Source organism: Gloeobacter violaceus PCC 7421 (assembly GCF_000011385.1).
In the GTDB taxonomy this organism is placed as follows: Bacteria; Cyanobacteriota; Cyanobacteriia; order Gloeobacterales; family Gloeobacteraceae; genus Gloeobacter; species Gloeobacter violaceus.
Genome location: NC_005125.1, coordinates 2,274,091 through 2,300,734 on the forward strand (window position 1 = coordinate 2,274,091; position 26,644 = coordinate 2,300,734).

Sequence of the window (26,644 nt, forward strand, 5' to 3'; positions counted from 1 at the left end):
AGGCGTGTTTTTTCTCGACTATTTCAGGGATATCTTTCGAGACTTGTACCAAGCTTGGCAGCACCAGAGAGATGACGCTGCCCGGGACAAACCAAGAGTGCACAACGCCCAAGAGTTGTTGGAGCGTTATGCGCAGGGCGAGCGCAATTTTGTCAGGGCCGATCTGGAAAAAGCGGACTTGCGCGGAGTGGACTTGCCGGGGGCTCACTTCATAGACGCGTTCATCAAAGGAGCGGACCTGCGCAAGGCGAACCTGACCGGGGCGACGTTTGACTACACCGACCTGGAAGGTCTGCTCATCGACGAGAAGACACAGTTGGACATCAAATGGCGCACCGTTTGGGAACTTGTCAACCTACCGCCGCTCAAAGGCCGACAACTGCCCGGAGCGGATCTTTCCAGAACCCGGCTGACGGGGGTCCATTTGCAGCGGGCTAACCTGGCAGGAGCCGATTTTACAGAGACTTGTTTGGACGAAGCAGAACTGCAGGGAGCCGATTTTACAGAGACTTGTTTGGACGAAGCAGAACTGCAGGAAGCGAATCTAGAAGGAGCGGATCTGCGCGAAGCGAGCTTCGTCAGTGCCAATTTGCGCAGGGCCAATTTGCGCAGGGCCGACTGCCGGGAGAGCGATCTGTTTGATGCCAACCTGTGCGAGGCCGACCTGCGCGAGGCCAAGCTGCACAAGGCGAACCTCCGACAGGCTCTGCTGGTTAGTGCCGATTTGCGCGGGGCGGACCTGCGCGAAGCGGACTTGAGTGGCGCGAACTTGCAGGGAGCCCATTTGGAGGGAGTTCTGCTGGCCGGGGCCACGATGCCCGATGAAAGCATTCACCCTTGAACACTGGAAGCTTACGGTTGCAGGCGGGTGGGCGGCAGCACAGACGCGGGGTCTCGGGGTTACTCTCGATACCATGCTCCTTCTGGGTGTCGGTACGATTGTCGGGGGGACCGTCGGTGGTTTGGCCGGTGGGCCGCGTTGGGGGTACTTCGGCAGTGCGCAAGCGGTGGCGGAGCAGACGGGCGGCTGCATGCGACAGACACCTGGAAATCGCCTAACGCGCAAAGGCGGACTTGCCCGCGAAGCGGGCCGCCTCGCCGAGCTGGCGCTCGATTCTCAGTAACTGGTTGAACTTGGCCACCCGCTCACTGCGGCAGCCGGAGCCGGTCTTGATCTGGCCCGCGGCGGTCGCCACGGTCAGATCCGCAATGGTCGTGTCCTCGGTCTCGCCGGAGCGATGGGAGACAAAACATTTGTAGTTGTGCTTGACGGCCAGTTCGATGGTGTCGAGCGTCTCGCTGACCGAACCGATCTGATTCAATTTGATCAAAATGGAATTGGCGACACCCTTTTCGATGCCTTCGGCAAGAATTTTAGCGTTAGTGCAAAACAGGTCGTCTCCTACCAGCTCGACAGTGGCACCGATGCGGTCGGTGAGCATTTTCCAGCCTTCCCAATCGTTCTCACCCATGCCGTCTTCGAGCGAAACGATCGGATACTGGCCTGCCCAGGAAGCCCACAGATCGACCATTTCCTCGGAGGTCTTGGTGGACTGGTCGGACTTGAAGAACAAGTACTTGCCGTCCTTCCACATCTCGCTGGTGGCCGGGTCAAGACAGATCGAGATGTCCTCGCCGGGCCGGTAGCCGGCCTTTTCGATCGCAAGCAAAATCACTTCGACCGCCTCTTCGTTGGACTTGAGATCGGGGGCAAAGCCGCCTTCGTCGCCCACGCCCGTGCTGTAGCCTTTGCCGCGCAGGATCGATTTGAGGGCATGGAAAGTCTCAGCTCCCATGCGTAGTGCCTCGGCAAAATTGGGTGCGTTGTGCGGGGCGATCATAAATTCTTGAAAATCGACGGTGTTGTCGGCGTGCTTGCCGCCGTTGATCACGTTCATGCAGGGTACCGGCAACAGCGAGGCGTTCGTACCGCCCAAATAGCGATAGAGAGGCAGCCCCAGCGAGAGAGCGGCGGTGCGTGCCACCGCCATCGAGACCGCCAAGATCGCGTTGGCGCCGAGGGTGGCTTTGTTGGCGGTACCGTCGATTTCGATCATCTTGCGGTCGATGCTGCGCTGGTCGGTGACTTCCATGCCGATAATTTCGGGGGCGATCGAGTCGTTGACGTTGGCCACGGCGCTCAGCACCCCTTTGCCGCCGTAGCGCTTCGGATCGCTGTCGCGCAACTCCACCGCTTCTTTTTCGCCGGTGGAGGCGCCCGAAGGAACGATGGCCGAGCCGGTCGTCCCGTTTTCAAGCGCCACCTGTGCTTCGACGGTCGGATTGCCCCGTGAATCGAGAATTTCGTGCGCTTCGATCGATGTAATCAGCATGCCAAGAACTCCTTGTCTTAAAAGATTAAGAGTGCACTATCGGTTTTTTTGAAGCAAATAGTTGATTTGCTCCAAAAAGCGCCAGGTAATCAACAGTTGGGCGAAGCGGGTAGCCGATGTCAGCTCGTACTGCTCCTCCGGAATGGCCTCATCCGTGGGAATGCCTGTGTAGTTAACGATATAGTCTTCGAGCCCGGCGATGGTCTTTTGCGACAGCACACCGTCGAGGTGAATGGCAATCGCCGAGCGCCCCCAGTAGCGGTAGGGGACCGCCGCCAGCATAAAAGGGGGCTGGTCGACGGCGAGCATCGCCGCGAGATCAAATGGCAGGGGCAACGTCGGCAGCGGCACAGGAGCCGGCTGCAGGATCAGTTCCACTTTGTAGCACGGGTTGGGCAGGATGCCGGTGAACTGGTGGGGGGCAAGGCACTGCAGTTGGCTATGAAAAATTTTGATCACCACGTTGGCGTCAATCTTTTGAAAATCGATCCAACGCTTGAAGGCGGCTTCGCGCTGCAGCATCTCCTGCTCGAGCTGTTCGGCTTTGTGACCGCGGCGCTTGAGGTCGCGCTCCCATTTCCACTGCCACTTGACGGGATGATCCGGATCGACGTAGAGGCTGAAATCGAGGTACGGGATCAATTCCGGGTACAGCGTATGCAAGCCTTCCACGACGACAATCGGCGTCGGCACAAAATTCTCGGGCTGCTCAAACTTGCCCGAGCCGTGGTTATAGACGGGGATGGGCACGGCCTTTCCCTGTTTGAGGGCTTTGAGGTGCTCGGCCAACCGGTCCAGGTGGTTGGCCGCCGGGTCCAGGGGCAGACGGCCGCTGATCTGGCGCTGTTCGCGGTCCTCTTTGTGGTAGCCGTCCGTGCAGAGCGTCGAAACCAGATCGCTTCCCAGCAGGCGACGAATGCCGTTGCTGTAGGTGGTTTTGCCGCTGCCGCTGTCGCCTGCAACACCAACAATAATCGGAGATCGCAACTGTTTGAGTTGTTGACGCGCCGTGGCGCAGACAAATTGCACAGAGTTGGTCATAGGCTGCGTCTCTGTTGCGGTAAGGGTTTCCATTCCGGCGGCGTCCAGATTGGCTTCGATTGCGTTGATAAAAAATCACCGATCGCCGTGGGTTCCCCCCAAGATAAATAGCACACAAAGACGAATGGGTGTTTGGCAATAAACGAACGCGATAAACATTCTAAAGGGGGGGATGGACGAGCACGGCGTGGGGAATGATCCGGCTGGGGATACTGGGAGCGGTGTGGCCGGTGACCAGCACCTTGCCCTGGTGGACCAGCGACGTCGAAAAGCCCGAGTCGAGCAGCACCGCCTCGCGCAGGCCCGCCTCTTCGAGGGCGCGGGCCAGTTGGGTGGCATTGACGTTGGTGAGGGTGGCACCCACCATCGGCAGACCGGCCTTGTCGATGCCCATGAATGTGCGGCGGCGAAATTCGGAATGGTTGGAAAGCCGGAATTGCTCGATTTGCTCGGTGGTGAGGGCCTGTCCGTTGTTGACCAGCCAGACCCCCGCGACAAACAGGTCGGACAGGTCGCTTAAGTAGGCGCGCGCCTCCGCTTCGGTGTCAAAGGTCTCGGGGCTGTAGGGCACGAAGCGCAGGCCCGTCGCGCTGATCAGCACCACCGGTCGGCCCCGCAGGGACTTGTCGAATTCGGGGGCACCGGGCATAAAGCGCCCCTCGTTCTGGGACAGGTACGGCCCGACCATGTCGGAATTGGTCGCCCGCAGGCCCGCGAAGGCAAAAAAGCCGCCGTTGATGCCGCCCACCGCCCGCTCGCGCTCGATAAAATCGCCCACCGGGTAGCGGTTGCCCTCGGAGTGGCGGGTGGTGTAATTGCCCCCGGAAAGCCACACCAGCCGCACCCGCCGGTGGGTCTGCTCGTGAAGGGTCACCGGGGCTTCCATGTTGACGCGGGTATCGGCCACGGCCCCGACCCCCGCCAAGGCCAGCGGCAGGCGCGAATCGATGAACCGCTGCAAGGCGAGCAGGCTGCCGGATTGGCCCGTGTAGCCCAGATCCATTGTGAAGGAAAGCCGGTAGCCTGCATCGATGGCACCCTGGCGCACCCGCTCGTCCTGGTTGCCCACCGGGTAGGCGAGGTAGTGGACAGGGTGGCCGAGCTTCTCTTCGAGAATCCGCTTTGATTCGACCAGTTCGCGCTCCAGAGCCGCGTCGTCGAGGGTACGCAGATCCGCCGGATGGGTGATCGTGTGCGACTGGATCGAGACGAGCCCTTCGGAATCGATTTGTTTGATTTGCTCCCAGTTCATGTGGGGCTTGCCCGTCAGCGCGCCGACGTAGGCGGTGTGCACAAAGAACACCGCCGGGTAGTTGAATTCTTTGAGCAGCGGGTAGGCGTTTTCGAGATGGCCCAGATAGCCGTCGTCGAAGGTGAGCAAGATCGGTTTGACCGGCAGGGGGGCACCGTTTTTGAGGTGCTCGTGGAACTGGTCAATAGTGATGGGCGTAGCCCCAGCCGCGCGGATGGCTTCGAGTTGGGCTCGAAACTCTTCTACCGTTGTGTCGAACCAGACGTCTTTGCGCCGCACGATGTCGTGGTACATGATGGCCGGCACCCGGGCAAGGCGGGCGGAACGGGCGATATCCTCCGGTCCGCTCGGGGCGCTGGGTAACTCGGCAGCCCCCACAGCAGGAGGCAAAGGCGTGGCCACGCTCGTCTGGGGCGGGGGAGCGGAACGGGGCAAGAAAAAGACGGCGGCGATCCCGGCTGTCACTCCAACGGCGGCCCCGATCGCCAGCAGACGCCTGAGGTTTTGATTGGGCCTGGGAGCAGACTTGGCTTGGGCGCGTTGCAAGGCGGTATCCCCTCTCCAAAACCACTCTCAACAATAACAGCCCCGCCCGCCGCGTTTAAGCCCAGAGTCGTTTCAAAATGGGAAAGCATGCCGACGGGGGAGCGATGAGCGAGCTACGCGAACAGTTGCAGCAGATGGTAGACGAAGCCCAATGGCCCGATCTGACCATCCACGCCCTCAACGGGCGGGTGATCATGGTCTCGCGCGCGTTGAAACTGGTAGAAGTGGGCGAAGCCTTGGTGGGGGACGACACGGCCCGTTTCACGGTGTGGCTGGAGCGGGGGATGCTCTACAAACCCACCGAAGCGGAGATCCACGAGCGCAACCGCACTGCTCACCGCTACGAAGCGCTTATCGTGCGTCCTTTTGTGCTGGTGCACGATCACGGGCTGGAATCGGCTGTTCTGTAGTCACCTCCGGACCCGGTGTCCGGCGCACCGTCCAGCACAAGCCCACCTCACGATTCTTGCTGCCGCTTGAAGAGCCTTAATCTCCGATAGTGCTGTCGGCGTTGCCCTTTACTCCACCATTTCGTCGGAGAAATTAGTGTTTGTGTTCCGGCATCTGATCGAGCCGAGCACTGATCGATCTGAGAAAGCCCGCAGCCAGAATAATCGACAAGAGTCCCAGAAAAGTAAGCAGGGAAGGCACACCCGGTAAGCGAAAAAACATCACCAGCAGAAAAACACAAAAAGCTACGGGCAAAACAGCGAGCAGATAGTCTTCTTGCCACGCTATCTTTCCGGCCTCCAGCCGACGGGTCTGCAAACTTTGTGTATCTTTGTACGAAATGTCGAGAGGCATTTTGGCAGAAATGTTGAATCAATGGACATATGTACACGCTCTGGGCAGCCGCGCTCTACGCCTCTGGCTACCGAGTAATTTTCCTAGCCAATGCACATAACTGATTTCTTGGCACATACAACATTGCAAGTAGCGCAACTTATCCAACCGTTGGCTCCCCCAAATCTTCGGCACGCTCACCAGTTCCAGCAACAGGTGGGCAATCAGGGTGATGTAGAGCTGCATCCGGATACCATTCTCATTTTTTGTCATCAGCCGCTTCAGCTTCAAATGCATTTTCAGAAACTTCCATAACAGCTCTATTTGCCAGCGTTGACGGTACAGTTCCATCACCTCCTCGTCCCTGACTAACCATTCGCCTTCGGCAGGCAAATTGGTGACCAATCGATACTCAGCCCGGTTCTCGATATCGCAGAAGTTGACCACCCGATACACCCCGGACTCTTTGCCCGTTCCCACCCGCATCTGGCCAGCATTGCCCTCGAAGGTGAGCTTGTAATTGCTCGGGATGCGCATTAAAAAATATTTGCTTGATGCCTGGGCATTTTTTAGATATTCCAGTCCTGCAAAGCCCCGGTCGAATATACCTACGCCATTTTCAGGAATCGCTTCAAGCATATCATTTACGAAGTTGGAATCGTGGTCGTAGCCAAAGTTGATCAGGCTACCCTCGGTGGCGCCGCTGCCGTGTTCAAGGCAGGTGAGCAGTTTGACCTGGTGATAGTCTTGTGCCCATAGCAATTTGCTTGTCAAGCCGACTACCGTCGAGTCAATTGGGCAAGGATGTAGTTTTTTAGCGGGCAGTTCTCGCCTGACCCGGACCAGCAAGGCCTGATACAACTGCTCGAAGATTTGGAGAGAGCGGGACTTGCAGGCTTTGGAAAAAGTGGAGATATCGACGGGGATGCCAGTGTGGTTGACGCGTTTGAAGAGGTCCCGCATGCTGACGGTACTTTTGTCCATCACCAGGGCAAGCCAGCAACTGAAAAAGAGCCTGGAATCGAGAACAGGAAAATCATCATTGGGCAAGGAAGACAGAGCGGTTTTGACAAGTTGCGGAAAATCGAGTAGCATTGTCTCAACATAATGAAATTGAACACAGCTCGAAGTTTACACGACTTCGAGCTGTTTTTGTAGGATCAATTCCTGACATTCAACACTTCTGGCATTTTGGCTGTTTCTGCTTTTCCTAAACTTTCCAGTGCCTCGCGGGCACTGTCGAAACGATCCTGGTGCTCCGGTGCAAGCATGCACGCAAACCAGGCGCGCATTGGCTGCTCTACCAACGATGTCGACGGCAACTCGACTTGCAACCCCCGACGCGGAATTTCGGTCGCCTCCGTGCCTGTCAGGATGCATAGCAGCAGCATTCCCAGACTGTAGAGATCTGAGGCGGGGCTTGTCTTGCCGTAAAATTGCTCTGGAGCCATGTAACCGAATGTGCCCACCACTGTCACCGTTTGGTCGGGCAGCGACTGGGCCTGGACTGCACCGAAATCGATAAGAAATAGTCTTCCATCGTCGCTCAAAATGATATTGCTGGGCTTGATATCTCGGTGCACCACTGGGGGTGACTGAGAGTGCAAGTAGTCCAGGATCTCCAGCACCTGCCGCGCGATGTTCAGTACTTCACCCGGCGACCAACGCCGACCGGCGCGAAGCATTGCGGCTAGAGATTGGCCGGGAATGTAGCTTTGTACAAGACAGAAATAATGTCCCTCCGGCAGTTCCAGCCAGAATGATTCCACCAAACGCGGTATGCATGGGTGGGTAAGTGATTGCAACGTGGCAGCCTCTCGTTCAGCAAGCTTGAGTTGCTGCCATTGCATTTCGTTATCAAAGGCGAGGGCCTTGAGCACCACCTGCTCTGCGGTGCGTTCATCGCCGGCCAGCCAGGTCTGGCGATGAACGTTGTGACCCAACCGCTCAACCAACCGGTAGCGTCCCCGAATCAGCCCTTCTCTAGACAGTGCCACTACCATCGATCGAAAAACTTGGTACCAATATAAACAATGTACTCTAAGGACGTCAGTTCGGGTTAAGCATTGAGCTGGTCGGCATCCGACGCCACCGAGGGCTTCTTCGGTTTGTGGCAGTAGGCAATCAACCCACACACCAGGTTCACCAAAAAGTTCACTTCGCTGCGATGACGGGTGTGCTCTATCTGCGAAATGTTTTTCAGCTGGTCATTGATCGCTTCGATATGGAGTGCACCCCAGGTCTGAGACAGTTTTCTCACTTGCTTAAGTGGGATGGCTTGCTTGACTTGTCTCACACTTGATTTCGGCTTCAAATTCTACCGGCGATAGATAACCTATCGATGAGTGCAACCGCTTGCGATTATAAACCTCCTCGATAAATCTGGCAATATTCTCTTGGGCTTCTCGGTAATCTTCGTACTCATTCAACAACACTTCTTCGTACTTCAGGGTTTTCATGAATGACTCCGCAAACGCATTATCATAGGACTTGACGGGGTAACAGAGGGCTTGAAAAGCTTGCCCTGCATGGCTTCGATGCCTCTATCCTAAGAAAGAAGGGCTTGCCACTGTGGGCAAACCCCCCATCAATCAAATGTTGCCTCCATTCTACCAGCAGTTCCTTCAGCAACAACTTGGACTGGACAAAGCTGTATTCTTGCACATCCTCCTCCATACCTTGCAGACCCAACAAAACCTTTGCCTCGAACGGCTTGCCAACGCTTTGCCCCTACCAATTACGGTCGATAGCAGGCGCAAGGCAGTCCAACGCTTCCTGCTGCTGCCATCGCTTTGTTTGTGGCATCTCTGGTTGCCTTTGCTCGCTCAGATCATCGAACACTTTGCTGTCCAACCCCAGCGGCTGGTCCTGGCTATCGACCGCACTAACTGGTGGAAGTACAACCTGCTAATGGTCAGCCTCGTCTGGGACCGCCGCGCTCTGCCTGTCTTCTGGCGACTGTTGAACCATGCAGGTAATTCCAGCCTGCCAGAGCGCCGAAGTGTGCTGCTGCCTGTCCTCAAATACTTTCACCACAAGCAGATTATCGTTTTGGGGGACCGTGAGTTTGGTTCGGTGGGCTTTGCCAATTGGCTCCAATCCCAGAAAGTCTCTTACTGCCTGCCTGCGTCTCAAGCGCAGTGAATGGTTGCAGTCGTCCGCACCATCGGACTGGCAATGTTTAGCAGACTTGGTGCTGAAGCCCGGCCAGTCTCTGTGGTTCAAAGGAGCAAAACTGGTCAAGCGCAAGCCGTTTGGGCCTGTAAACATCGCCGGGAAACTCGGATTCCAGCCAGGCAAAAAAGAGGCTTATTGTGAGCCCTGGTGGCTGTTGACTAATTTGTCGACACCGCAAGAGGCCATCACTTGGTATCGTTGCCGCTGGGGCATCGAGGAGATGTTCCGCGACTGTAAAAGTGGCGGGTACAATCTGGAGAAATTGCGTGTCCAGCCAAAGCGATTCAAGCGGATGCTGATGGTGCTTGCGATGGCGATGAGTTTGTCTGTGATGCACGGCAAGCAACTGAAGCGTCAGGGATTGCAAAAGTACGTGTCACGGGTAGCGGAGCCAGGTAGAGTGGTCAAACGGCGAAGCACATTTCGAGTCGGTCTACAAAGTGAAGTCTGGTCCCAAGGGATGGAGCGATGTCGCCAATTGGTGGAAAAGCTGATGAGCTTGCGGCGCAGATGGCTGAAACAATATCGTCAGGGTCAACGGGCTCTGATGCTTCTGCAGCTTACTTCCTGAGCCCTCTGTCACCCCGTCAAGTAAAAAGCAGGACCTGATCGATTTCAGAAATCACACATTGGCAAATGCTCTCAATGGTCGAGTTTGCATTGTGAGTTTATTGTGCAGATCGCTGTCCTAATTCAATAAAACGCCCAGTGGACTCAGCAACTGTCGAAGGCGTTGGTGCTCTTTCGGTGATGCGTTGAAAGCTGCCACAAAGACCTCCCACCGCTTATCGTCGAGCAAAAAAAACCACCGGTCGGCCAGGATCTGTGCAGATGCCTTCAACCCGCTATCGAGCAGGAACCCGCTGACTGTTTTGTGTTCTATCGCCGCTGTTTCCTGCAAGGCTCGTTTAGCGGCGGGAGTGGTACGAATATCAATGCGCTCAGTTTTGGTTTGCGGTTCGGGAGTCATAGCCATTCGTCAACTCACGTCGAGCATAGCGCAACGTCCGGACGATGTCACGACAAAAATCTTCGTTCGCGATCACCTTCAACGGCTTAGGGGAAGGCTCTTCTCGATTAGGGCTTCGCTCTCCTCGGGGCGCACCAACGTATTGACACAGAGAATGGCGGATGCGGCGACAGCAGGCACACCGATACCTGGGATTGTCGTGTCCCCTACCCGGTACAGCCCTAGGATCGGTGTGCCGGGTGCGGGAAAAGAACCGATTCCGGGCATCACCGCCGGGCCGTAGGTGCCCCGGTGGCGGCGTAGGTAGCGCGCGTGGGTGAGGGGCGAACCGGTCAGCTCCAGGACGACCCGTTCCCGAAGATCGGGGATCACTCGCTCCAGGGCCGACCAGAGCGGTCCGGCGCGCTCGCGCTTGCGCGTCTGGTAAGTTTCGTCGCGCCGCCAACCGGTGAACGGCTCCAGCGTGTAGGCGTGCACGGCGTGATGGCCCGGCGGGGCAAGGGCCGGCTCCCAGACGCTCGGGATCGAGATCATGCAGGTGTGACCGGGGGCAGTGAGCGGTTCGCGGTGGACGACGACGTGGTGGCCGTTCAGGTTTTCGAGACCCTCGGCGCGGATGCCCAGGTGCAGGTGCATGAAGCTGTCGACGGCAGGGGTGCCAAGAGCCGATCTTAAAAACGACGGGCTCAAAGAACCCTCCGGGAGCAGCTTCGTGTAGGTGTCCCAGAGGGTGGCGTTGGAGATGACCACCGGAGCCGGGATCGCCTCGCCGCCCGCCAGCCGCACCCCAACTGCCCGACCCCGCTCGACTTGGATCGATTCGACATGCGTTCCCAGACGAATCCGGCCTCCCCAGCGGCAAAGTGCGCGCACCAGCGCTTCCACAAGCGCCCCGCCGCCGCCTACCGGATAATCGACCACCGAGCGGGAGCGCTCCCCGAGCATAAAGGCGAACTCCGGGGCGACGGTGCCGTGGGCGGTGAGCCCCGAGAGCAAGAAACATTCAAGATCGATCAGGCGGCGTACCCACGGGTCGCGCACGTCGCGATCGAGAATCTGGCCGGTGGAACTTTGCAGGTCGGCCACCAGGGTGAGCAACCGGAGCGTCTGACCCAAGTAGCGGCCAAGCAGGGTGAGGAGCAAGCCCAGATCGGCGCGCAGCGCCAGAATCGGAATCTCGCGCAACGCCTCGTACATCGGCAAAAGCCGCGCCTCGAAGCGCGCAAATTCGCGCTCGCCGCGGGGGGTGATCGCGGCAATGGCCTCGCGGTAGCGCTTGGCCTCGCCGTGCACGGCCAAGCGCCCCTCCGGAAAGTGGTAATCGGCAAACGGATCGTAGGGGATAGCCGGAATCGTTTCTCCGAGCGCCTCCAGGATCAGCCGCAAAGGATTGAGGCTGTCGGGAGCGGCAAGACCGCAGTGAAACGACGGCCCCGAATCGAAGTGGAAACCCTGGCGGCTGAAGCTGTGGGCCGCCCCGCCGGGGATGGTATGGCTTTCCAAGACGAGCACCCGTCTGCCGTGGCGGGCCAAAAGCGCCCCGGCGCACAGTCCGCCGATGCCGCTGCCGATAACAATCGCGTCGAACATGCCTCAATCATCGCAGCAGCAGACGCTTCGAGGCTGCCACAATGGCAGGGCGGGCGCAGGGGGCGCGCTGGATGGCAAGACGGGTAATCGGCCTGACAGGCGGGATCGCAACGGGCAAGAGCACAGTGGGCCGCCTGCTCGCCGGGTGGGGCATCCCGGTCATCGACGCCGACCTTCTGGCGCGCGAAGCGGTTGCACCCGGCAGCGCCGCCCTGGCCGAGATCGTTCAGCATTACGGTAGTACGATGCTCACCAACGCCGGAGCGCTCGACCGCTCAGCCCTGGCGCGCATCATTTTCTCCGACCCGCAGGAGCGCCGCTGGGTGGAAAGCCGCATCCATCCGTCCGTGCGCGCGGCCATGCAGGCGGCCGTCGAACGCGAGCCCGGGACCATCTGCTTGATGATCCCGCTGCTGTTCGAAGCGGGCATGACCGACCTGGTAACCGAAATCTGGGTGGTGAGCTGCAAGCCTGAGCGGCAACACGCGCGGCTAAAGGAGCGCGACGGGCTCGATGACCAGGCGATTGCGGCGCGCATCGCAAGCCAGTGGCCGCTTACCGAAAAAGTGCGGCATGCCGACGTCGTACTCGACAACGACGGCGACTTTGCCCACCTGAAAATTCAGGTGGAGCGCGCCCTCGATCAAGCTTCGATCTGAACGGCCGCAGCCTGCCAGCGCCGAAAATCACTTTCGAGGGACCTGCTGAGCCGGTCGCGCAAGATCCACAGGAAACTTTCGAGGATCGTGCGCGCTGCCCCGCTCAAGACCGGTTCGGCCATCCAGGCCAGAAAGGGCGGCGTCGGAAAGCAGGCGGAAGCCTCGGCCCACCCTTGCATGGGGGTGCGCCCCGCCTGCATCGCATCGAGGGTGCGCAACTGGGCGCGAAAGTCGATTTTAAGGTGCTTGACCAGCCAGGGGTGACCCTTCAATTCGTAGGCAATCAGTTGCGCCCAGGCGCGCCCTTGATCGTCGGCACCGATTTGCAACTCGGCAGTCGGTTCGATGGCAAGGCCCATCCAGACCAGTGGGCGCACCTTCAGCCGGAAGCGATCGGGGCCAAGTTGCTCGATGCGCTCCGGCGGAAAGCCGCTGCGCAAAAGCCGCTGCGGATCGCTCACGTAGCGGCGGACTTCAGCGGGTGCGGCCGGCAGCGACACGTCGAGGGCAGCCTGGGCCGAAGCCTGGATCGGGCTGGTCATCGCGGTTTCCACGGTGAAAAGTTGCCCATGCAGTCATCACTTTCAATCATACTTTGAAATGCTTAACAGAGGAGCCTCCCGACGGCCGGGCGGCGGAGCGCTATTTGTGAAGTGTACCCTGCTATAACGCCATTGCAAGCGGGGCTACAGTGGTGGGCGGTGGCCGGGAGGCAGGGTGTGGCCGAGCTATGGCAAGTGCAGGTGGAGACGGCCGCGGACGGGGCCGACGGCGAGGTCGAAGAGACGCTCTACTGGTATCTGAGCGAACTGGGGCTTCCCCACGTCGAGCGGCAAATTCTCGCAGGGCGGCTGGTGCTGCGGGGGTATCTGAGCGGCGAGACGCCCGAGGGGGTGATGGAGCGCTGGCGCGAACACATCCGAGAGCGGCTGACCCAAAAGGCAGAAATTGGCTGGTACGCAGTGGAGCGGCGCGACTGGCAGGCGGCCTGGCGCGAGCAGTGGCGGCCGATATTCGTGGGCGAACGCCTGGTTATCTGGCCGGTGTGGTTGCCGGATCCCCCCGGCGACCGGCTGGTGATCCCCCTCGATCCGGGCATGGCCTTCGGCACCGGCGAGCACGCCACCACCCGGCTGTGCCTGCGGGCACTCGAATCCGTACCGGATCTGGGCACTTTTGCCGATGTCGGCTGCGGCTCCGGAGTGCTCACGGTGGCGGCCCTCAAGTTGGGGGCCGGGCGAGGCTGGGCGGTTGACACCGACGATCTGGCCGTCGTCTCCACCCGCAAGAATCTCGAAATCAGCGGGCTGGAGGAGCGGGTCACCGTCGCGCGCGGCAGCACCGAGCAGTTGTCCGGACCGCTCGATGGGGTGGTGAGCAACATCCTGGCCGAGGTGATCGCCAATCTGGCCCCGGAATTTCGGCGGCTGGTGCACCCCGGCGGCTGGGGCATCTTCAGCGGCCTGCTGCTTACCCAGGCTCCCCGCGTGGTCGAAGCCCTTGCCGGACAAGGTTTTGCACTTTCCGAGACCCTCAGTGAAGGCGACTGGGCCTGCCTGGTGGGCCGCTTCAGCGCGGATCGCCCCCGAAGCGCCGGTAGCTGAAGGCCGAGAGCAAAGGATCTTCGTCGCCGGTGAGCGCGCGGGTCACCAGCTGGGCGGTGACCGGTGCGAGCAGAACCCCGTTGCGATGGTGACCGGTCGCAAGGTACAGATTCGGCCACGGACCCGGTCCTATGAGCGGCGCGGCGTCAGGAGAAACCGGGCGAAAGCCCCACCACTGCTCCAGGATGCAGTGGGAAGCGAGCCCCGGCACCAGGGTGAGGGCAGCGGCAAGCAGACTGGCCATCCCGCCGGCGGTGTTGCCCGGGGTGAAACCGATTGTCTCCTGGGTGGCGCCCAGGACGATGCGGCCGTCCCGGCGCGGCACCAGATAAATGTCCTCGCCAAAGACGATCGCTCCCAGCCAACCCGGTTCGCTTTCGAGGGCGAGCATCTGGCCTTTGAGCGGCTGGACGGGCAGTCCCCAGGCCCCTGACCAGGCCCCCTGGGCGAGCACGAAGGCGTCCGCCGCCACCGGACCGGCACTGGTGGCCACGGCGGCAAGACCCGGATCGGCGGGTCCGGTGACCGTCACTCCCGCCCAAATTTCGGCTCCCAGTCGCTCGACGGCCAGGCGCAGGGCGGTGAGCACCTTGCGGTTGTCGACGCAGGCTTCTTTTTCAAGCCACCACCCACCCGCGATCTCGGGGGCAAGACCCGGCACTGCGCTCGCCATCCGGGCGCTGTCCCACCACTGACCTTCGGCTGGGGCAATGGCGTCCCCGACCGCGGGCACCAGGGCGCCGCAGGGGGTGTAATCGATTCCCTGGCCGCTGAATTCTTCGAGGCGCACCGCCCAGGCGGGCCACAGCGCGCGGCTTGCAAAAGCCAGATCCGCGAGTGGGCCGCCCGCCAATCCCTCGGCCGCTGGGGCGATCATCCCCGCCGCCGCCCAACCCGCGGGCACGCTGCCGCGGTCGAGCACGACGACTTCGACCCCGGCAAGCCGCAGTTCGAGCGCCACCGCAAGGCCGATTAATCCGCCGCCCAGGATACAGATTTTCATGCCACAGCCTGACAACACAGGGGAGTACCCTGTTATTCTGTTCCAGGTAAAGGTGCAGCGTCACCGTCCGAGCGTCCAAAAGGGTGAGGAACGCCATGGAAACTTCGCAAATGCTGAGTCCGGACATCGATATCGTCGCTTCCACCGTACTCCGGCCCTGGGGTTCGTTCACGGTCCTGGGCGAAGGCAACGGCTACAAAGTCAAGCGCATCGAGGTCAAACCCGGCCACCGCCTGAGCCTGCAGATGCACCACCACCGCTCCGAGCACTGGGTCGTCGTCTCCGGCACCGCCCGCGTCGTCTGCAACGACCGCATCGAACTCATCCACGCCAACCAGTCGACCTACGTGCCCCCCTGCGCCACCCACCGCCTCGAAAACCCCGGCATCATCCCGCTGGTGATTATCGAAGTTCAAAACGGTCAGTACCTCGGCGAGGACGACATCATCCGCTTCGAGGACGACTACAAGCGTATCGAGCCGCGCTCTTGATCCCGAAAATCTTGTTAAAGAAGTCTACCGGCGGCTGAGCTTGCCCTACAGTGTTGGGCAAGATACCTCCTAACTGCGTCCTCATGCCCCCGCTACTATTCAGCAGCAGGGGCTCTTTATTGGGGGTGTAAAATCAGAGGGCCAAATTCAGTTTCAACGGAGATCCCATGCCCAAGGTGCTTGTCAGTGACGCGATCGACCAGGCTGGTATCGAAATTCTCACCCAGGTCGCTCAAGTAACTTACGAGCCGGATCTCAGCCCGGCGACGTTGCTTGAGACCATTCCCCAGTACGACGCTTTGATGATCCGCTCGGGCACCAAGGTGACCGCCCTGGTGATCGAAGCGGCCCAGCGCCTGCGGATCATCGGCCGCGCCGGGGTGGGTGTCGACAATGTCGATCTGCAGGCTGCCACCCGCAAGGGGATCGTCGTGGTCAACTCCCCCGAGGGCAACACGATCGCCGCCGCCGAGCACGCCATCGCCTTGATGATGAGCCTGTCGCGCCACGTGGGCGAAGCGAACGCCTCACTAAAAGCCGGCCAGTGGAAGCGCTCGCAATTTATCGGCGTCGAAGTCTACAAAAAGACGATCGGCGTGGTGGGCCTGGGCCGCATCGGCTCGCATGTGACGCGGGTGGCGCGGGCACTCGGCATGCAGATCGTCGCCTTCGACCCGTATATTTCCGCCGAGCGCGCCCAGCAGCTGGGGGCACGCCTGGTCGATCTGGAACAACTGTTTCACGAGGCCGACTACATCACGCTGCATGTGCCGCGCACGCCGGAGACCACCCACCTCATCAACGAGAAGACCCTCGCCTCGATGAAGCCCACGGCCCGGATCATCAACTGTGCCCGCGGCGGCCTCATCGACGAGCAGGCGCTTTATGTCGCCCTCAAGGAAGGCCGCATCGCCGGGGCCGCCCTCGATGTCTTCGAGAACGAACCGCTCGGCGAATCGCCCCTGTGCGCCCTCGGGCGCGAGGTGATCCTCACGCCCCACCTGGGTGCTTCGACCGAAGAGGCCCAGACCAACGTCGCCATTGATGTGGCCGAGCAGATTCGCGATGTGCTTCTGGGTCTACCCGCCCGCACGGCGGTCAACATCCCAGGCCTGCGAGCCGAGGTGCTGCAGGAACTGAAGCCCTATCTGGAACTGGCCGACACCCTGGGCAACCTTGTGGGCCAACTGGCCGGCGGCCGAGTGGATGCCCTTGACATTCGCCTGCAGGGCATTCTCGCGGCTAAAGACGCCCAGCCCATTGTCGTGGCCGCCCTCAAGGGCCTGCTCACCCCGGCGCTGCGCGAGCGGGTCAACTTCGTCAACGCGCTGCTTGAGGCCAAGGAGCGGGGCATTCGGGTGACCGAGACGCGCGATTCGGCCTTCGCCGATTACGCGGGCTCGATCCGCCTGGAGGCGCGCGGCCCGGAGGGCGAGCGCTCCGTCACAGGCGCACTTTTGGCTGAGGACGAACTGCGCATCACCAACATCGACGAATTTCCGATCAGCGTCGCCCCGAGCCGCTACATGCTCATCACCCTGCACCGCGACATGCCGGGGATCATCGGCAAGGTGGGTTCGTTTCTGGGCTCCTACAACGTCAACATCGCCGGCATGCAGGTGGGTCGCAAACTGGTGCGCGGCGACGCGGTGATGATGGTCTCCCTCGACGACCCGCTGCCGGAAGGGTTGTTAGGGGAGATTGAGTCGGTCCCCGGTATCCGCAAGGCGTATACGGTCAATCTTTGAACACCACTTTTCGGTGTAGGATGCGCGGACAAGCGTAGGATCTGACTACTTGAACGTCCGCATCGTCCTGGTTGCAACGCAGGGGGCACGGAACCTGGGGGCGATCGCCCGGGTGATCAAAAATTTTGATCTGTCCGAGTTGTGGCTGGTGGCGCCCGAGTGCTCGCCCAAGGACGAGGAGGCGCGCCACATGGCCGTGCACGCAGCGGATGTGCTCGATCAAGCCCGGATCGTAGCGAGCCTTTCGCAGGCCCTGGCAGATTGCACTCGGGTGGCCGGCACCACAGCCCGCACCCGCACGGTCAGCGATCCGCCCCTTTTACCCGCCGAAGGAGCGCGCTGGCTGCGGGCGGACAAAGGAACGGCAGCCTACGTGTTTGGCCCCGAAGATCGCGGGCTCAGCAATGAAGAGCTGGCCCACTGCCAGCGCACCGTGCAGATTCCCACTGGTGCAGCTTACCCGTCGCTCAATCTGGCGCAAGCTGTGGGAATCTGCGCCTACGCGCTTTTTACAGATAGCAAGCCTCCCTCACCCGTCTTTCAGAACGAGCCGATGCCTGAGGCGGAAGTGCTGGAGGGCTTCTATGGCCATCTAGAAAGGACGCTACTGGCTATTGGCTATCTGCAGGAGCACACGGCGGAGCGCAAACTCGAAAAGTTTCGCCGCCTATTTAACCGGGCGGGCCTCACTGCCCAGGAAGTAGCCCTGCTGCGCGGTGTGCTCAGACAGATCGACTGGGCAAGTACCCAAAACCCAGCTCGCCAACTCCCCCTGACACCTGACACCTGACACCTGTACCATAGTCCGGATGCTTATCCGTTCGAACCGCCGCGACCTATTGCGCTCCGGCCTGCTGCTCGCTCCGCTGTTGGCAGGCTGCAGTCGGACGCCCTCCTCCTACTTCGGCAAAACCACACCGCCCACCCGCGACCGGGTGCGCATCGGCAACGCCGCCGAACCGCGCTCGCTCGACCCGCACAAAGTCGAAGGGGCGCTGGGCGAACTGAATTTGTGCATGGCACTTTTTGAAGGACTCACCGAGTACCATCCGCGCACCCTCAGACCCCTGCCGGCCCTGGCACTGCGCTGGCACTCCGAAGACAACGCCCGGGTGTGGATTTTTAATTTGCGGGCGGGGGCGCGCTGGAGCGACGATAGTCCCTGCACGGCCGCGGATTTTGTCTACAGCTGGCGGCGGGCGCTCGATCCGAATACCGGCTGCCCCTACGCCAACGTGCTTTACTACCTCAAGAACGCCCGGGCGATCAACGAGGAGAAATTGCCTGCAGACGCCCTCGGGGTAAGCGCACCGGACCCGCTTACCCTGCGCATCGAAATGGAAGGACCGACGGCGTTTTTTCCGCTGCTGTCGGCGTTTTTTGTCTACCGCCCGGTGCCAGCCCAGGCGATTGCCCGCCACGGTGATTGCTGGGCAAGACCCGGCAAGATGATCAGCAACGGCGCATTTGTGCTGGCGGCCCACCGCCCCTACGACGAAATTCGGGTGGTGCGCTCCGAAACCTACTGGGATCGCTCCCGGGTGCGTCTGGCGGAAGCGTCCTTTTTGCCCGTTGTGGACGGCTCCCAGAACGTTAATCTCTACCAGGCGGGCGAACTGGACGTGACGGTGGGGGGGGTGTTGCCCCGGCCGCTATTGCCCGCCCTGCGCCAGTACCGCGACTACCACACCGACGGCCGCTTTATCACCTATTACTTGAGCTTCAACTGCAGCCGGCTGCCTTTCGACCGCCAGGGCGCGCGCGCCACCTTAAGCAATGCCGTCGAGCGCGAAGATCTGGCGCTGCGCTATCTCAAGGGCGACGCCGTACCGGCGAGCAGTTTCGTGCCGCCGGGCATCCCCGGCTACGGCGGCCCCGGTGCGCTGCGCCCTGCAGGTGAGAGCAACCCGCCCGAGCGCTTCACCATCCACTGCGCCAACCGCGAGCCCGACCGGACGGTGGCAGCCGTGCTGCAGAGCGTCTGGAAGCGGCGTTTGGGGGTGGCTCCCGAGGTCAGTACCGAGGAGCTGCAAACTTTCCTGGCGCGCATCCGTCGCCACGACTACGACGTGGCAGTGTCGCGCTGGGGTGGCGATTACTTAGATCCGACCACGTTTCTCGATCTCTACGACGGACCAACTCCCAAAAACTACCCCAACTGGCTGGATCCGGTCTACCAACTCCTGCTTGCCCGGGCACGGCGCGAGGGCGACCCGGTTCGCCGCTACCGGCTACTGGCCCAGGCCGAGGCACGATTGCTTAGCGAGGCTCCCATCGCTCCACTGTTTCACACGGGCCTGGAGTACCTGCAAAAGCCCTGGCTGGTAGGCTGGGAACCGAACTTGCAGGATCTCCACCCGCTCAAGTATGTGGCTGTCGACCGGCGCTGGCGAGGGTCATAAGCCAATCGCGCCTACCCTGTAGGATTGGAGAGATTTGCAGCCGGCTGCCGGAGAACACCGTGCGCACGGATCATCTCTTTTTCCGTCTATTTCAAGCCCTTCCAGAAACCCTGTTCGAACTGATCGCCGTTGAGCCGCCGCCGTCGAGCTGCTACAGCTTTCAGTCTGTAGAAGTCAAGGAGACGGCCCTGCGCATCGATGGTGTGTTTGTGCCGACGGCGGCCGGCCAGCCGTTTTATTTCGTCGAAGTCCAGTTCCAGAAGGACAGCGATATCTACTGGCGTCTTTTCATCGAGCTATTATTGTATATGCGTCAACAAAATCTTTGTGCCGATTGGCGGGCGGTGGCAATCTTTCCAGAGCAGTCACAGGATGTCGACGTACCCGAGAGTCTACGGGATCTCGCGGATGGCCCGCGCTTTAAACGAGTATATTTAAATACTTTGAGGGTCACGGAGGCAAGCTCCCTGAGATTGGGATTGGTAGAATTGATAGCGATCAAAGATGAAGGCGATTTCATTGAGGGTGCCCGTCAGCTACTGCGCAGGACACGGCAGCAAACAGTTGCCGAGCAGGAGGGTATACGGCTTTTGGGGTTGATCGAAACGGTAATTGTTTACAAGCTTTCGTATAGCCGGGAGGAAATCGAAGCCATGTTTGGACTGGAAGAGTTAAAGAAAACCCGTTACTTTCAAGAGGTTGCTGAGGAGGCAAGGCAAAAGGGGCTGCAGGAAGGACGGCAGGAAGGACGGCAGGAAGGTGAGCTGACCCTGATTGTACGCATACTGACAAAGAAGTTTGGCACTCTGGAACCAGAAATCTCGGAGAAATTAAGGCGAATGACTATTCAGCAGCTGGAGACTTTTGCCGAGGCTTCTCTGGATTTTGCGAATATCGCTCAACTCAATGCCTGGTTAGAGGAAAGCGGCTCCTAAAAGTTAGCCAGGTGAGTGGCAGACCAAAGTTAGCCAGGTGAGTGGCAGACCGCTTCAAGGCGGTGGCCGTCGGGATCGATAACGAAGGCGGCGTAGTAGTTGGGGTGGTAGTGGGGGCGCGGTCCCGGCGGGCCATCGTCTTTGCCTCCGGCCGCCAGGGCGGTCCGGTAAAAGGCATCGACGTGGGTGCGGCTGTTGGCCTGGAAAGCCAGGTGGTTGCCCTGGACAGCCTGGACGGCCGCTTCGGGTTGGTAATGCAACCAGAAAACCGGGCGTCCGCTCGGCCCGTAAGCCGCTCCTTTGGGAAAGCGAAAAGCGCGCTGGCAGCCCAGAGAAGCCAGTGCCGCATCGTAAAAGGCAATGCTCACCTCTAGATCCCGGATACCGACGGAGATGTGATCGAACATGGGTACTCCTAATTCTCTGCGCGCACGAGGCTGGTACGCAGTTGGGCCTCCAGTTGCGCTTCGCTTTCAATGGGCTCTAGACAGCGCAGCCCCTCGCACACCAGTGCGACAGCAGGCTTGACATCGACCGCCTTGAAGACGGCCGTCGGCCAGTAGCCGCGCAGCAACTCGGCGATGCGCTCCGGATCGGACTGCACCAGCACCTGGTTGCGGTACCAGTCGTAACCTGCCAACAGCGACGGGCCGGCGCGGGGAACTTCAGCCAGGATGCGGGCGAATTGCCGCAGCAGCGCCTCGGCCGCCTCCAGGTAAGCAGGTTCGTCGGTGAGCAAAAACAGTCGCACCAGGTTGGCGGCGGCGAGCCCGTTGGCCGCCGGGGTGGCGCTGTCTTGAAAGTCTTTTTCGCGGATGAGCAAATCAGGACCGGACGGAGCGCTGAAGTAACCGCCCATTTCCAGATCCCAGAGCCGCTCGTCCATCTGTTGCTGCAAGGCGCGGGCCGCCTCCAGCCATTCGCCCTGCTGCGTGCTCACGTACAGATCGATCAGGGCTTTGATAAAGCAGGCGTAGTCTTCAGCGTGAGCCGGGATGGCCGGTTCGCCGTCATAGTTGAGGCGATAAAATTCACCCGGCGCGCGCTGGTGCTCCAGGATGAAGCGCGCGGCGCCCACGGCCGTCTCGCGGTACTCCGGCCGCCCAAAGACGTCGGCGGCACGGTTGAGCCCCGCGATCATCAGCGCGTTCCAGGAGACGATGAGCTTGGTATCGGTGGCGGCGGGCACTCGGCGGCTGCGCACCCCGAAAAGCTTTGTCAGGGCAGTTTCGACCACCGGTGCGAGCACATCGCCGCTGCGGCGCTGCAGTACGGTCGTGCGGCCCTCGAAGTTGCCCTCGGCAGAGAGAAAAAAGGCCGATTCCAGGGCGGCCAGTTCCTCGCCACTCAATATCTCCTGCAGCTCGGAAGCACTCCAGACGTAGAATTTGCCTTCCTCGCCCTCAGAATCGGCATCCTGAGCAGCGTAAAAGTAACCGCGTCCGTCGGTCATCTCGCGCAGGAGCCAGCGATGGGTAAACTCGACCGCCCGCTCAAAAGCTGGAATATGCAGTCCCGAGGCCCACAAATCGCTTAAAAATTCGACAATCTGGCCGTTGTCGTAGAGCATCTTCTCGAAGTGAGGTACCGTCCAGGTGCCGTCCACGGTGTAACGGTGAAAGCCGCCTCCGACATGATCGAAGATGCCGCCGGTGGCCAGGTCTTCGCCCCGCTCGCAGGCGCTCTGGGCCAGTTCCACCTCCAGAAAGCGACCCATGCGCAGGGCAAACCCGGCGTGGGGGATCATCGGGAAGCTCGGACCCATCCCATCGCGGGCAAGCAGGGCGCGAAGCGGAGGAACGGCCCGCCGCAACGGGTCCGGCGGCAGTTCCGAGAGCGGTTGTAGGCGGGTGGCCGCTTCGAGGGCGCCCAGCATCCGCTCTTTGTGATCGCCCAGCCGCTCGCGCTGGCCACGGTAGTAGTCGTGGATGGCTTCGAGCACCCGCAAGAAGCCGGGGCGGCCGTAGCGATCCTGCACCGGAAAGTAGGTGCCGCCATAAAAAGGCACCAGATCGCCGGGGGTGAGAAAAATATTGAGCGGCCAGCCCCCCTGCTGGTTCATCAACTGCAGCGCCTGCATATAGATCGCATCGATGTCGGGCCGCTCCTCACGGTCGACTTTGATGGCCACGAAGTGGGCATTCATGAATCCCGCGATCTCAGGGTCGGAAAACGCCTCGTTCTCCATGACCGTGCACCAGTGGCAGCTCGAATAACCGATCGAGACAAATAGCGGCTTGTCCTCGTGCTCGGCTTTTGCCAGGGCTTCCGGTCCCCAGGGCAGCCAGTCGATCGGGTTATAGGCGTGCTTGCGCAGATACAGCGACTTTTCGTGCAGCAGGCGGTTGGGTGTGGCCGGTGTACTCATCGAGCGCCCCAGAAAACCGACACTTTCAAGCTACACCGCCAGAGCGGCGGCAGGCTCGATGTTGCGCAACGCCAGGGCGGGCACCGTCCGCTTGGCAAGGCCCGTGAGCACCGCACCGGGGCCGATTTCCACCAGCTCGGTGATCCCCGAATCGGCCATGCGCAAGATCGTCTCGCGCCAGCGCACCGGATGATCGATCTGCCGGCGCAGCAGCTCGCGCATCGAGGCGACATCGGCCACTGGCCGGGTCGGATCGGCGTTGAACAGCACCGGGATGTGCGCGGGATGCAACTCGGCCCTGGCAAGCACGGCGGCAAATTCGGCGGCGGCCGGAGCCATCAAAGGCGAATGAAAGGCGCCGCTTACCGCAAGCGGAATCACCCGTTTGGCCCGGATGGCCGCGGAAACCTCCGCCACGCGCTCCGGCTCGCCGGAGATGACCACCTGCATCGGGTTGTTGTCATTGGCGATCACCACCCCGGGCCGCTCGGCGCACAGCTTTTCGAGTTTGTCGCGATCGAAGCCGACGATGGCGCTCATCGCCCCGGCCTGCTGGGCGTCCATCAGCCGGGCGCGCTCGGCCACCAGTTCCAGACCCGTCTCAAAATCGAAGACCGCCGCCGCCCACAACGCCGCGTACTCGCCCAGCGAATGGCCGGCCACCAGCGCCGGCTCGCCAAGTTCGCCCTGCTTGCGCGCGCGCTGGGCGAGGGCCACACAGACGGTAAATAGAGCAGGCTGGGTGTAGAGGGTACGGTCGAGGCGCTCTTGCGGCCCGGCGCACACCGCCGCCACCGACCAGCCCAAGATCCCAGATGCCCGCTCAAACAGTGCGGCCGTGTCGGGATGGCCGCTCAGCGCATCGGCCATCCCAACGACCTGCGAACCTTGCCCTGGAAAGATCCAGGCTGTCGCCATAACAATCCCTCGTTTTATTCACAAGGGATCATCCTAACCTGTTTGCGATCCCCGCGTCTAACGCTAGCGCGCGGTGAGGCGCAGCGCCTTGTCGAGGCGCACCAGGATGAACTCGTTGTCATCGGCTACCCCCGGCGTGCGGCCGACGCTGCCGGGGAAGTTGTTGTCGTTGGCCACCAACAGCAGGCGCGGGGCGATGGGCAGCACGCTCTCGATGGTCACAAACGGAAAGGTGAACGCGCCGTTGGTAGTGCCGTTGCCCCCGACGTTGTTGGGATCGGGGATGTTCAGCAGGTCCACCACCACTTCCTTCTCGACGAAGCCCTGGCTGTCGAGTTTGCGGAGGTTGATCTTGTAGATGCGCTTGAACTGGGCGGGGTCGGTAAAGGCGGGGTTGTTGGGGTCTCCCTGCTTGCCGTCGCGCTCGATCACCAGAAACTCGCTGTCGTTGATGGCGGTCAATTCGCCGATCGCCTGGCCCGACTCGGTGGTGTTCTCCATGCGGTAGAAGAAAATTTTGCCGGTGTAGGTTTTGGTGGCCAGGTCGAACTCGTTGATGATGAGGCGGTTGCGGTCGGGGTCATCGGTCAGGGGGCCTTCGAGGAGCGCGTAGAGCTTGTCGCCGCTCGCGTTGAGGGCGAGGCCCTCGAAGCCGCGCGAGCCGCCCAGGTTGGGGGTAGCCCCGTTCAATAGCGGATTGTCAGGCGATTGGACCAGCGGATTGGTGCCCAAGCCCCCGAAGTTGGGAAGGGCTACCGGCGCATCGAGTAGTTCGCCGGTGGCCGAAAAGTGCAGTAAGAACGGCCCGAACTCCTCACCCACCCAGAAGGTGCCGTCTGGGACTTTGCGGAAAGATTCAAGGTCGAAATCCGCCCCGGTCAACAGCCGGTTGTTCTTGATACCCGGATCGACGGGGATGGTGCTGGTGGGATAGTAAGTGGCCTGCTCCGCCACGATCGCGAAGCCCGCCTTCAAAGCCGGATCTTGAAGCTGCAGCCAGGTGGGAAAGTCAAAGGCCGGCAGCAGCGCGCCCGTGGCCAGGTCCACCGGAAAAACCCGGCCGCTGCCGCCTGTGGCGGTCTTGAAGTCGGGCCGCAGACCGTAGGAGCGCAGCAGGTAATCGGCGGAGTTGCTCTTGGCGCCAAAGCCGTTGTCGGAGAGCACCCGATAGGTGCCCGGCACGGGACCTGCGATCACCGAGGAAACGCCCTGGACGGGCTGGCGAAACAGATACGGGGCGACGATGCCGTTGCCGCCGGTGGTGAACTGGCCGGAGGTGGGACCGAAGGCGTAGGTCTCGGCAGGCAGCACCGCCCGGCCCACCAGTTCGGTCGCTCCGGCGGCACCAGCGGACGCTCCTGCAACGCAGACCGCGAGGAGCATGCCGATCGTTGTATTTTTCATTGCACTTTGCACCCAAACAAAACGCCGCTCACTGTACAACGCCCCCGGTATCGTGCCGTTAAGCCGGGGTTATCGGCCGGTTATCGGGCGGCCGTCCATCGCCGTTCGGGCCGCAGGGGGTATAATCGCCAGCGTTCGCGGCCTGCCCAGTGAGGAGGAGCCTGCCATGCCCAGCAAACATTTGGTAAAGATCTTGCTTGCCGTCGCGGCAGTGGGTGCCTTCGCGCTCGAACCCGCCACCGCCCAGATTCCCAACCCCTTCCAGAGCGGCACCGCCGTCACCCCGGAGGCGGTGCGCAAGGTGCTGCAGGCAGTGGAGGCGGCGGGCCAAGCCAAAAATGTCGACGAAGTGCTCAGATACGTCGCCCCCTTTGCCACGCTCGAATCGACCCTCGAAGGCATCGGCTACTCCCAGACGACGCGGGTGATAGGCAAAGAGCAGATCCGCGCCCGCCTGCTCGAATCGTTCGAGCGCCTCCAGAGTTCGGAGTATCTCGACAAAGAACAAAAAATCGACATCATCGACAACGGACAGGCAGCCATCGTCAGCAACGACACGATCGTTGGTGCCACACTCAAAGATGGCCGACGCTGGATCATCAACGGTCGCGACACTTACGTGCTCGGGCAGGTGGGGGGACAGTTGATGCTCACCGCGGGCGTCAGTTCCCGCAGTGCCGATGTGCGCCCGGCGGCGGATAAACCGGCATCTAAATAATTACCCGCCAGAACCGGACACAAGCTTGGCAAGATCGGGCAGTTGCTTGAGCGCCTGCACCGTGCTGCCGCCCAACTGCCAGTTCTGGACGCTGCCGGTGTTGTAGAGCAGTTGCACCTGCAGTGTGCGGTTGGGCAGCTGGGCGATCGCCGTTTTCACCGGGGTGAGATCGAAGCGGGTGCTGCCGGTGCTGCAGTCGACTTCCGGAAAGTACGTGCCCGGATCGGCGATGTAGCCTCCCCAGAAGCCGCCGTAAGGTCCAAAGCCCACCGGACCGACGACGGCAGGCGGAATGTACCTGGGCGGGCTCACCTCCACTTGGCGGGCGCGCTTGGCGGCTAACACCTGGGTGATGCGCGCCAGCGGCTGGTTGTTGTCGAGCAGGATCATCTCGGTGAGGGTCGCCTGTTCGTTGGCGATGTCGCGCTCTTCGACGCAGTAGCGCACGGCGACTTCGAGGACGTTCTGGGTGGGAATGTCCACCCAGAGGCTCGAAAACCGCAGTTTCGGCTGGCTCGGGTTGAAGTCCTTGTCTTTGACTAAGTAGGCGGGGCCAACCGTGAACATCTGGCTGAAGGGGCCGTTTCTGGTGGCGACGGCCTCCTCGGTGGCGGTCGGTTGGGCCAGCACCGTGCGGGTCTCGATGGCGCAGCTCAGGATCGCTGCGCAAGCGAGGGCGGGGGGAAGGATTTTGAACATCTG

Annotated in this window: 27 protein-coding genes and 2 pseudogenes; 12 read left to right on the forward strand and 17 right to left on the reverse strand. The window is 61.1% G+C overall.

Features of this window, described 5'->3' with window-relative positions; translation table 11 throughout:
- Positions 1–97 precede the first annotated feature (97 nt).
- Positions 98–841 carry a pentapeptide repeat-containing protein gene (locus tag GLL_RS10985; RefSeq protein ID WP_231848440.1) on the forward strand — a complete coding sequence of 248 codons (744 nt, stop codon included), beginning with the start codon at positions 98–100 and terminating at the stop codon, positions 839–841.
- A gap of 214 nt (positions 842–1,055) precedes the next feature.
- Here GLL_RS10985 and eno read toward each other — a convergent pair whose 3' ends face one another.
- The 3 genes from eno to GLL_RS11000 all read right to left on the reverse strand — a co-directional run bounded on the left by eno (position 1,056) and on the right by GLL_RS11000 (position 5,172).
- Positions 1,056–2,333, reverse strand: a complete 1,278-nt coding sequence (gene eno / locus GLL_RS10990) for a phosphopyruvate hydratase (RefSeq protein ID WP_011142119.1) — start codon at positions 2,331–2,333, stop codon at positions 1,056–1,058.
- A 36-nt stretch (positions 2,334–2,369) separates the two neighbouring features.
- Positions 2,370–3,374 carry a phosphoribulokinase gene (locus tag GLL_RS10995; RefSeq protein ID WP_164928941.1) on the reverse strand — a complete coding sequence of 335 codons (1,005 nt, stop codon included), beginning with the start codon at positions 3,372–3,374 and terminating at the stop codon, positions 2,370–2,372.
- A gap of 160 nt (positions 3,375–3,534) precedes the next feature.
- Positions 3,535–5,172, reverse strand: a complete 1,638-nt coding sequence (locus GLL_RS11000; protein WP_164928942.1) for a polysaccharide deacetylase family protein — start codon at positions 5,170–5,172, stop codon at positions 3,535–3,537.
- Between the two features lie 104 nt (positions 5,173–5,276).
- Here GLL_RS11000 and GLL_RS11005 point away from each other — a divergent pair, with 104 nt between their 5' ends.
- Complete coding sequence (locus GLL_RS11005; protein ID WP_164928943.1) at positions 5,277–5,582, forward strand: DUF2288 domain-containing protein; 306 nt, start codon at positions 5,277–5,279, stop codon at positions 5,580–5,582.
- Positions 5,583–5,715: 133 nt separating this feature from the next.
- Here the strand turns inward: GLL_RS11005 and GLL_RS11010 are convergent, their stop codons facing one another.
- From GLL_RS11010 to GLL_RS11030, 5 genes and pseudogenes are all read right to left on the reverse strand, one after another.
- On the reverse strand, positions 5,716–5,976 hold the full coding sequence (locus GLL_RS11010) for a hypothetical protein (RefSeq protein ID WP_011142123.1): 261 nt from the start codon (positions 5,974–5,976) through the stop codon (positions 5,716–5,718).
- A gap of 18 nt (positions 5,977–5,994) precedes the next feature.
- Positions 5,995–7,050 carry an IS4-like element ISGvi3 family transposase gene (locus GLL_RS11015; RefSeq protein ID WP_011140874.1) on the reverse strand — a complete coding sequence of 352 codons (1,056 nt, stop codon included), beginning with the start codon at positions 7,048–7,050 and terminating at the stop codon, positions 5,995–5,997.
- A gap of 65 nt (positions 7,051–7,115) precedes the next feature.
- On the reverse strand, positions 7,116–7,910 hold the full coding sequence (locus GLL_RS11020) for a serine/threonine protein kinase (RefSeq protein WP_164928944.1): 795 nt from the start codon (positions 7,908–7,910) through the stop codon (positions 7,116–7,118).
- 104 nt (positions 7,911–8,014) lie between these two features.
- Positions 8,015–8,179: pseudogene (locus tag GLL_RS11025) on the reverse strand (transposase); the annotation flags it as partial.
- Between the two features lie 40 nt (positions 8,180–8,219).
- Positions 8,220–8,441: pseudogene (locus tag GLL_RS11030) on the reverse strand (integrase core domain-containing protein); the annotation flags it as partial.
- An 85-nt stretch (positions 8,442–8,526) separates the two neighbouring features.
- On the opposite strand from GLL_RS11030, the gene GLL_RS11035 reads away from it, so the two are divergent.
- Positions 8,527–9,099, forward strand: a complete 573-nt coding sequence (locus GLL_RS11035) for a transposase (RefSeq protein ID WP_011142127.1) — start codon at positions 8,527–8,529, stop codon at positions 9,097–9,099.
- Between the two features lie 49 nt (positions 9,100–9,148).
- Positions 9,149–9,703 (forward strand): transposase, encoded by a 555-nt coding sequence (locus GLL_RS11040; RefSeq protein ID WP_011142128.1) that lies wholly within the window; start codon positions 9,149–9,151, stop codon positions 9,701–9,703.
- A gap of 117 nt (positions 9,704–9,820) precedes the next feature.
- On the opposite strand, the gene GLL_RS11045 is transcribed toward GLL_RS11040, so the two are convergent.
- Together GLL_RS11045 and GLL_RS11050 are read right to left on the reverse strand one after the other, a co-directional pair.
- The gene (locus GLL_RS11045) at positions 9,821–10,102 is read right to left on the reverse strand and encodes a DUF1778 domain-containing protein (protein ID WP_164928947.1); all 282 of its coding nucleotides are present in this window, start codon (positions 10,100–10,102) and stop codon (positions 9,821–9,823) included.
- Positions 10,103–10,180: 78 nt separating this feature from the next.
- Complete coding sequence (locus GLL_RS11050; RefSeq protein ID WP_011142130.1) at positions 10,181–11,692, reverse strand: phytoene desaturase family protein; 1,512 nt, start codon at positions 11,690–11,692, stop codon at positions 10,181–10,183.
- Between the two features lie 41 nt (positions 11,693–11,733).
- Between GLL_RS11050 and coaE the strand changes: the two genes are divergently transcribed.
- Positions 11,734–12,351, forward strand: coding sequence for a dephospho-CoA kinase (gene coaE / locus GLL_RS11055; protein WP_011142131.1), 618 nt, complete (start codon positions 11,734–11,736; stop codon positions 12,349–12,351).
- On the opposite strand, the gene GLL_RS11060 is transcribed toward coaE, so the two are convergent.
- Complete coding sequence (locus tag GLL_RS11060) at positions 12,336–12,893, reverse strand: DUF1997 domain-containing protein (protein ID WP_164928948.1); 558 nt, start codon at positions 12,891–12,893, stop codon at positions 12,336–12,338. The two genes, coaE and GLL_RS11060, sit on opposite strands and share 16 nt — an antisense overlap.
- A gap of 177 nt (positions 12,894–13,070) precedes the next feature.
- Here GLL_RS11060 and prmA point away from each other — a divergent pair, with 177 nt between their 5' ends.
- The gene (prmA, locus tag GLL_RS11065; protein ID WP_164928949.1) at positions 13,071–13,955 is read left to right on the forward strand and encodes a 50S ribosomal protein L11 methyltransferase; all 885 of its coding nucleotides are present in this window, start codon (positions 13,071–13,073) and stop codon (positions 13,953–13,955) included.
- Here the strand turns inward: prmA and thiO are convergent.
- Positions 13,921–14,958, reverse strand: a complete 1,038-nt coding sequence (gene thiO, locus GLL_RS11070) for a glycine oxidase ThiO (RefSeq protein ID WP_164928950.1) — start codon at positions 14,956–14,958, stop codon at positions 13,921–13,923. The two genes, prmA and thiO, sit on opposite strands and share 35 nt — an antisense overlap.
- A gap of 95 nt (positions 14,959–15,053) precedes the next feature.
- On the opposite strand from thiO, the gene GLL_RS11075 reads away from it, so the two are divergent.
- The 5 genes from GLL_RS11075 (at position 15,054) to GLL_RS11095 (ending at position 20,534) form a co-directional block, all read left to right on the forward strand.
- On the forward strand, positions 15,054–15,449 hold the full coding sequence (locus GLL_RS11075) for a cupin domain-containing protein (protein WP_164928951.1): 396 nt from the start codon (positions 15,054–15,056) through the stop codon (positions 15,447–15,449).
- 167 nt (positions 15,450–15,616) lie between these two features.
- Positions 15,617–17,197 (forward strand): phosphoglycerate dehydrogenase, encoded by a 1,581-nt coding sequence (gene serA / locus GLL_RS11080; protein WP_011142136.1) that lies wholly within the window; start codon positions 15,617–15,619, stop codon positions 17,195–17,197.
- A gap of 49 nt (positions 17,198–17,246) precedes the next feature.
- Complete coding sequence (locus GLL_RS11085) at positions 17,247–17,987, forward strand: RNA methyltransferase (RefSeq protein ID WP_011142137.1); 741 nt, start codon at positions 17,247–17,249, stop codon at positions 17,985–17,987.
- 19 nt (positions 17,988–18,006) lie between these two features.
- Positions 18,007–19,599 (forward strand): peptide ABC transporter substrate-binding protein, encoded by a 1,593-nt coding sequence (locus GLL_RS11090; protein ID WP_011142138.1) that lies wholly within the window; start codon positions 18,007–18,009, stop codon positions 19,597–19,599.
- Positions 19,600–19,658: 59 nt separating this feature from the next.
- Complete coding sequence (locus tag GLL_RS11095; RefSeq protein ID WP_011142139.1) at positions 19,659–20,534, forward strand: Rpn family recombination-promoting nuclease/putative transposase; 876 nt, start codon at positions 19,659–19,661, stop codon at positions 20,532–20,534.
- 29 nt (positions 20,535–20,563) lie between these two features.
- Here GLL_RS11095 and GLL_RS11100 read toward each other — a convergent pair whose 3' ends face one another.
- The 4 genes from GLL_RS11100 to GLL_RS11115 all read right to left on the reverse strand — a co-directional run bounded on the left by GLL_RS11100 (position 20,564) and on the right by GLL_RS11115 (position 25,203).
- Entirely contained in the window at positions 20,564–20,941 is a 378-nt protein-coding gene (locus GLL_RS11100) for a VOC family protein (protein ID WP_011142140.1), read from the reverse strand.
- 8 nt (positions 20,942–20,949) lie between these two features.
- Positions 20,950–22,902: a thioredoxin domain-containing protein gene (locus tag GLL_RS11105; protein WP_011142141.1), complete on the reverse strand. Its 1,953-nt coding sequence runs from the start codon at positions 22,900–22,902 to the stop codon at positions 20,950–20,952.
- A 30-nt stretch (positions 22,903–22,932) separates the two neighbouring features.
- Complete coding sequence (gene fabD / locus GLL_RS11110) at positions 22,933–23,820, reverse strand: ACP S-malonyltransferase (protein WP_011142142.1); 888 nt, start codon at positions 23,818–23,820, stop codon at positions 22,933–22,935.
- A gap of 63 nt (positions 23,821–23,883) precedes the next feature.
- The gene (locus GLL_RS11115) at positions 23,884–25,203 is read right to left on the reverse strand and encodes an esterase-like activity of phytase family protein (RefSeq protein ID WP_407919994.1); all 1,320 of its coding nucleotides are present in this window, start codon (positions 25,201–25,203) and stop codon (positions 23,884–23,886) included.
- A gap of 187 nt (positions 25,204–25,390) precedes the next feature.
- Between GLL_RS11115 and GLL_RS11120 the strand changes: the two genes are divergently transcribed.
- Positions 25,391–25,942: a hypothetical protein gene (locus tag GLL_RS11120; RefSeq protein ID WP_164928953.1), complete on the forward strand. Its 552-nt coding sequence runs from the start codon at positions 25,391–25,393 to the stop codon at positions 25,940–25,942.
- On the opposite strand, the gene GLL_RS11125 is transcribed toward GLL_RS11120, so the two are convergent.
- Positions 25,943–26,641 (reverse strand): hypothetical protein, encoded by a 699-nt coding sequence (locus tag GLL_RS11125; protein ID WP_011142145.1) that lies wholly within the window; start codon positions 26,639–26,641, stop codon positions 25,943–25,945.
- Positions 26,642–26,644 lie beyond the last annotated feature (3 nt).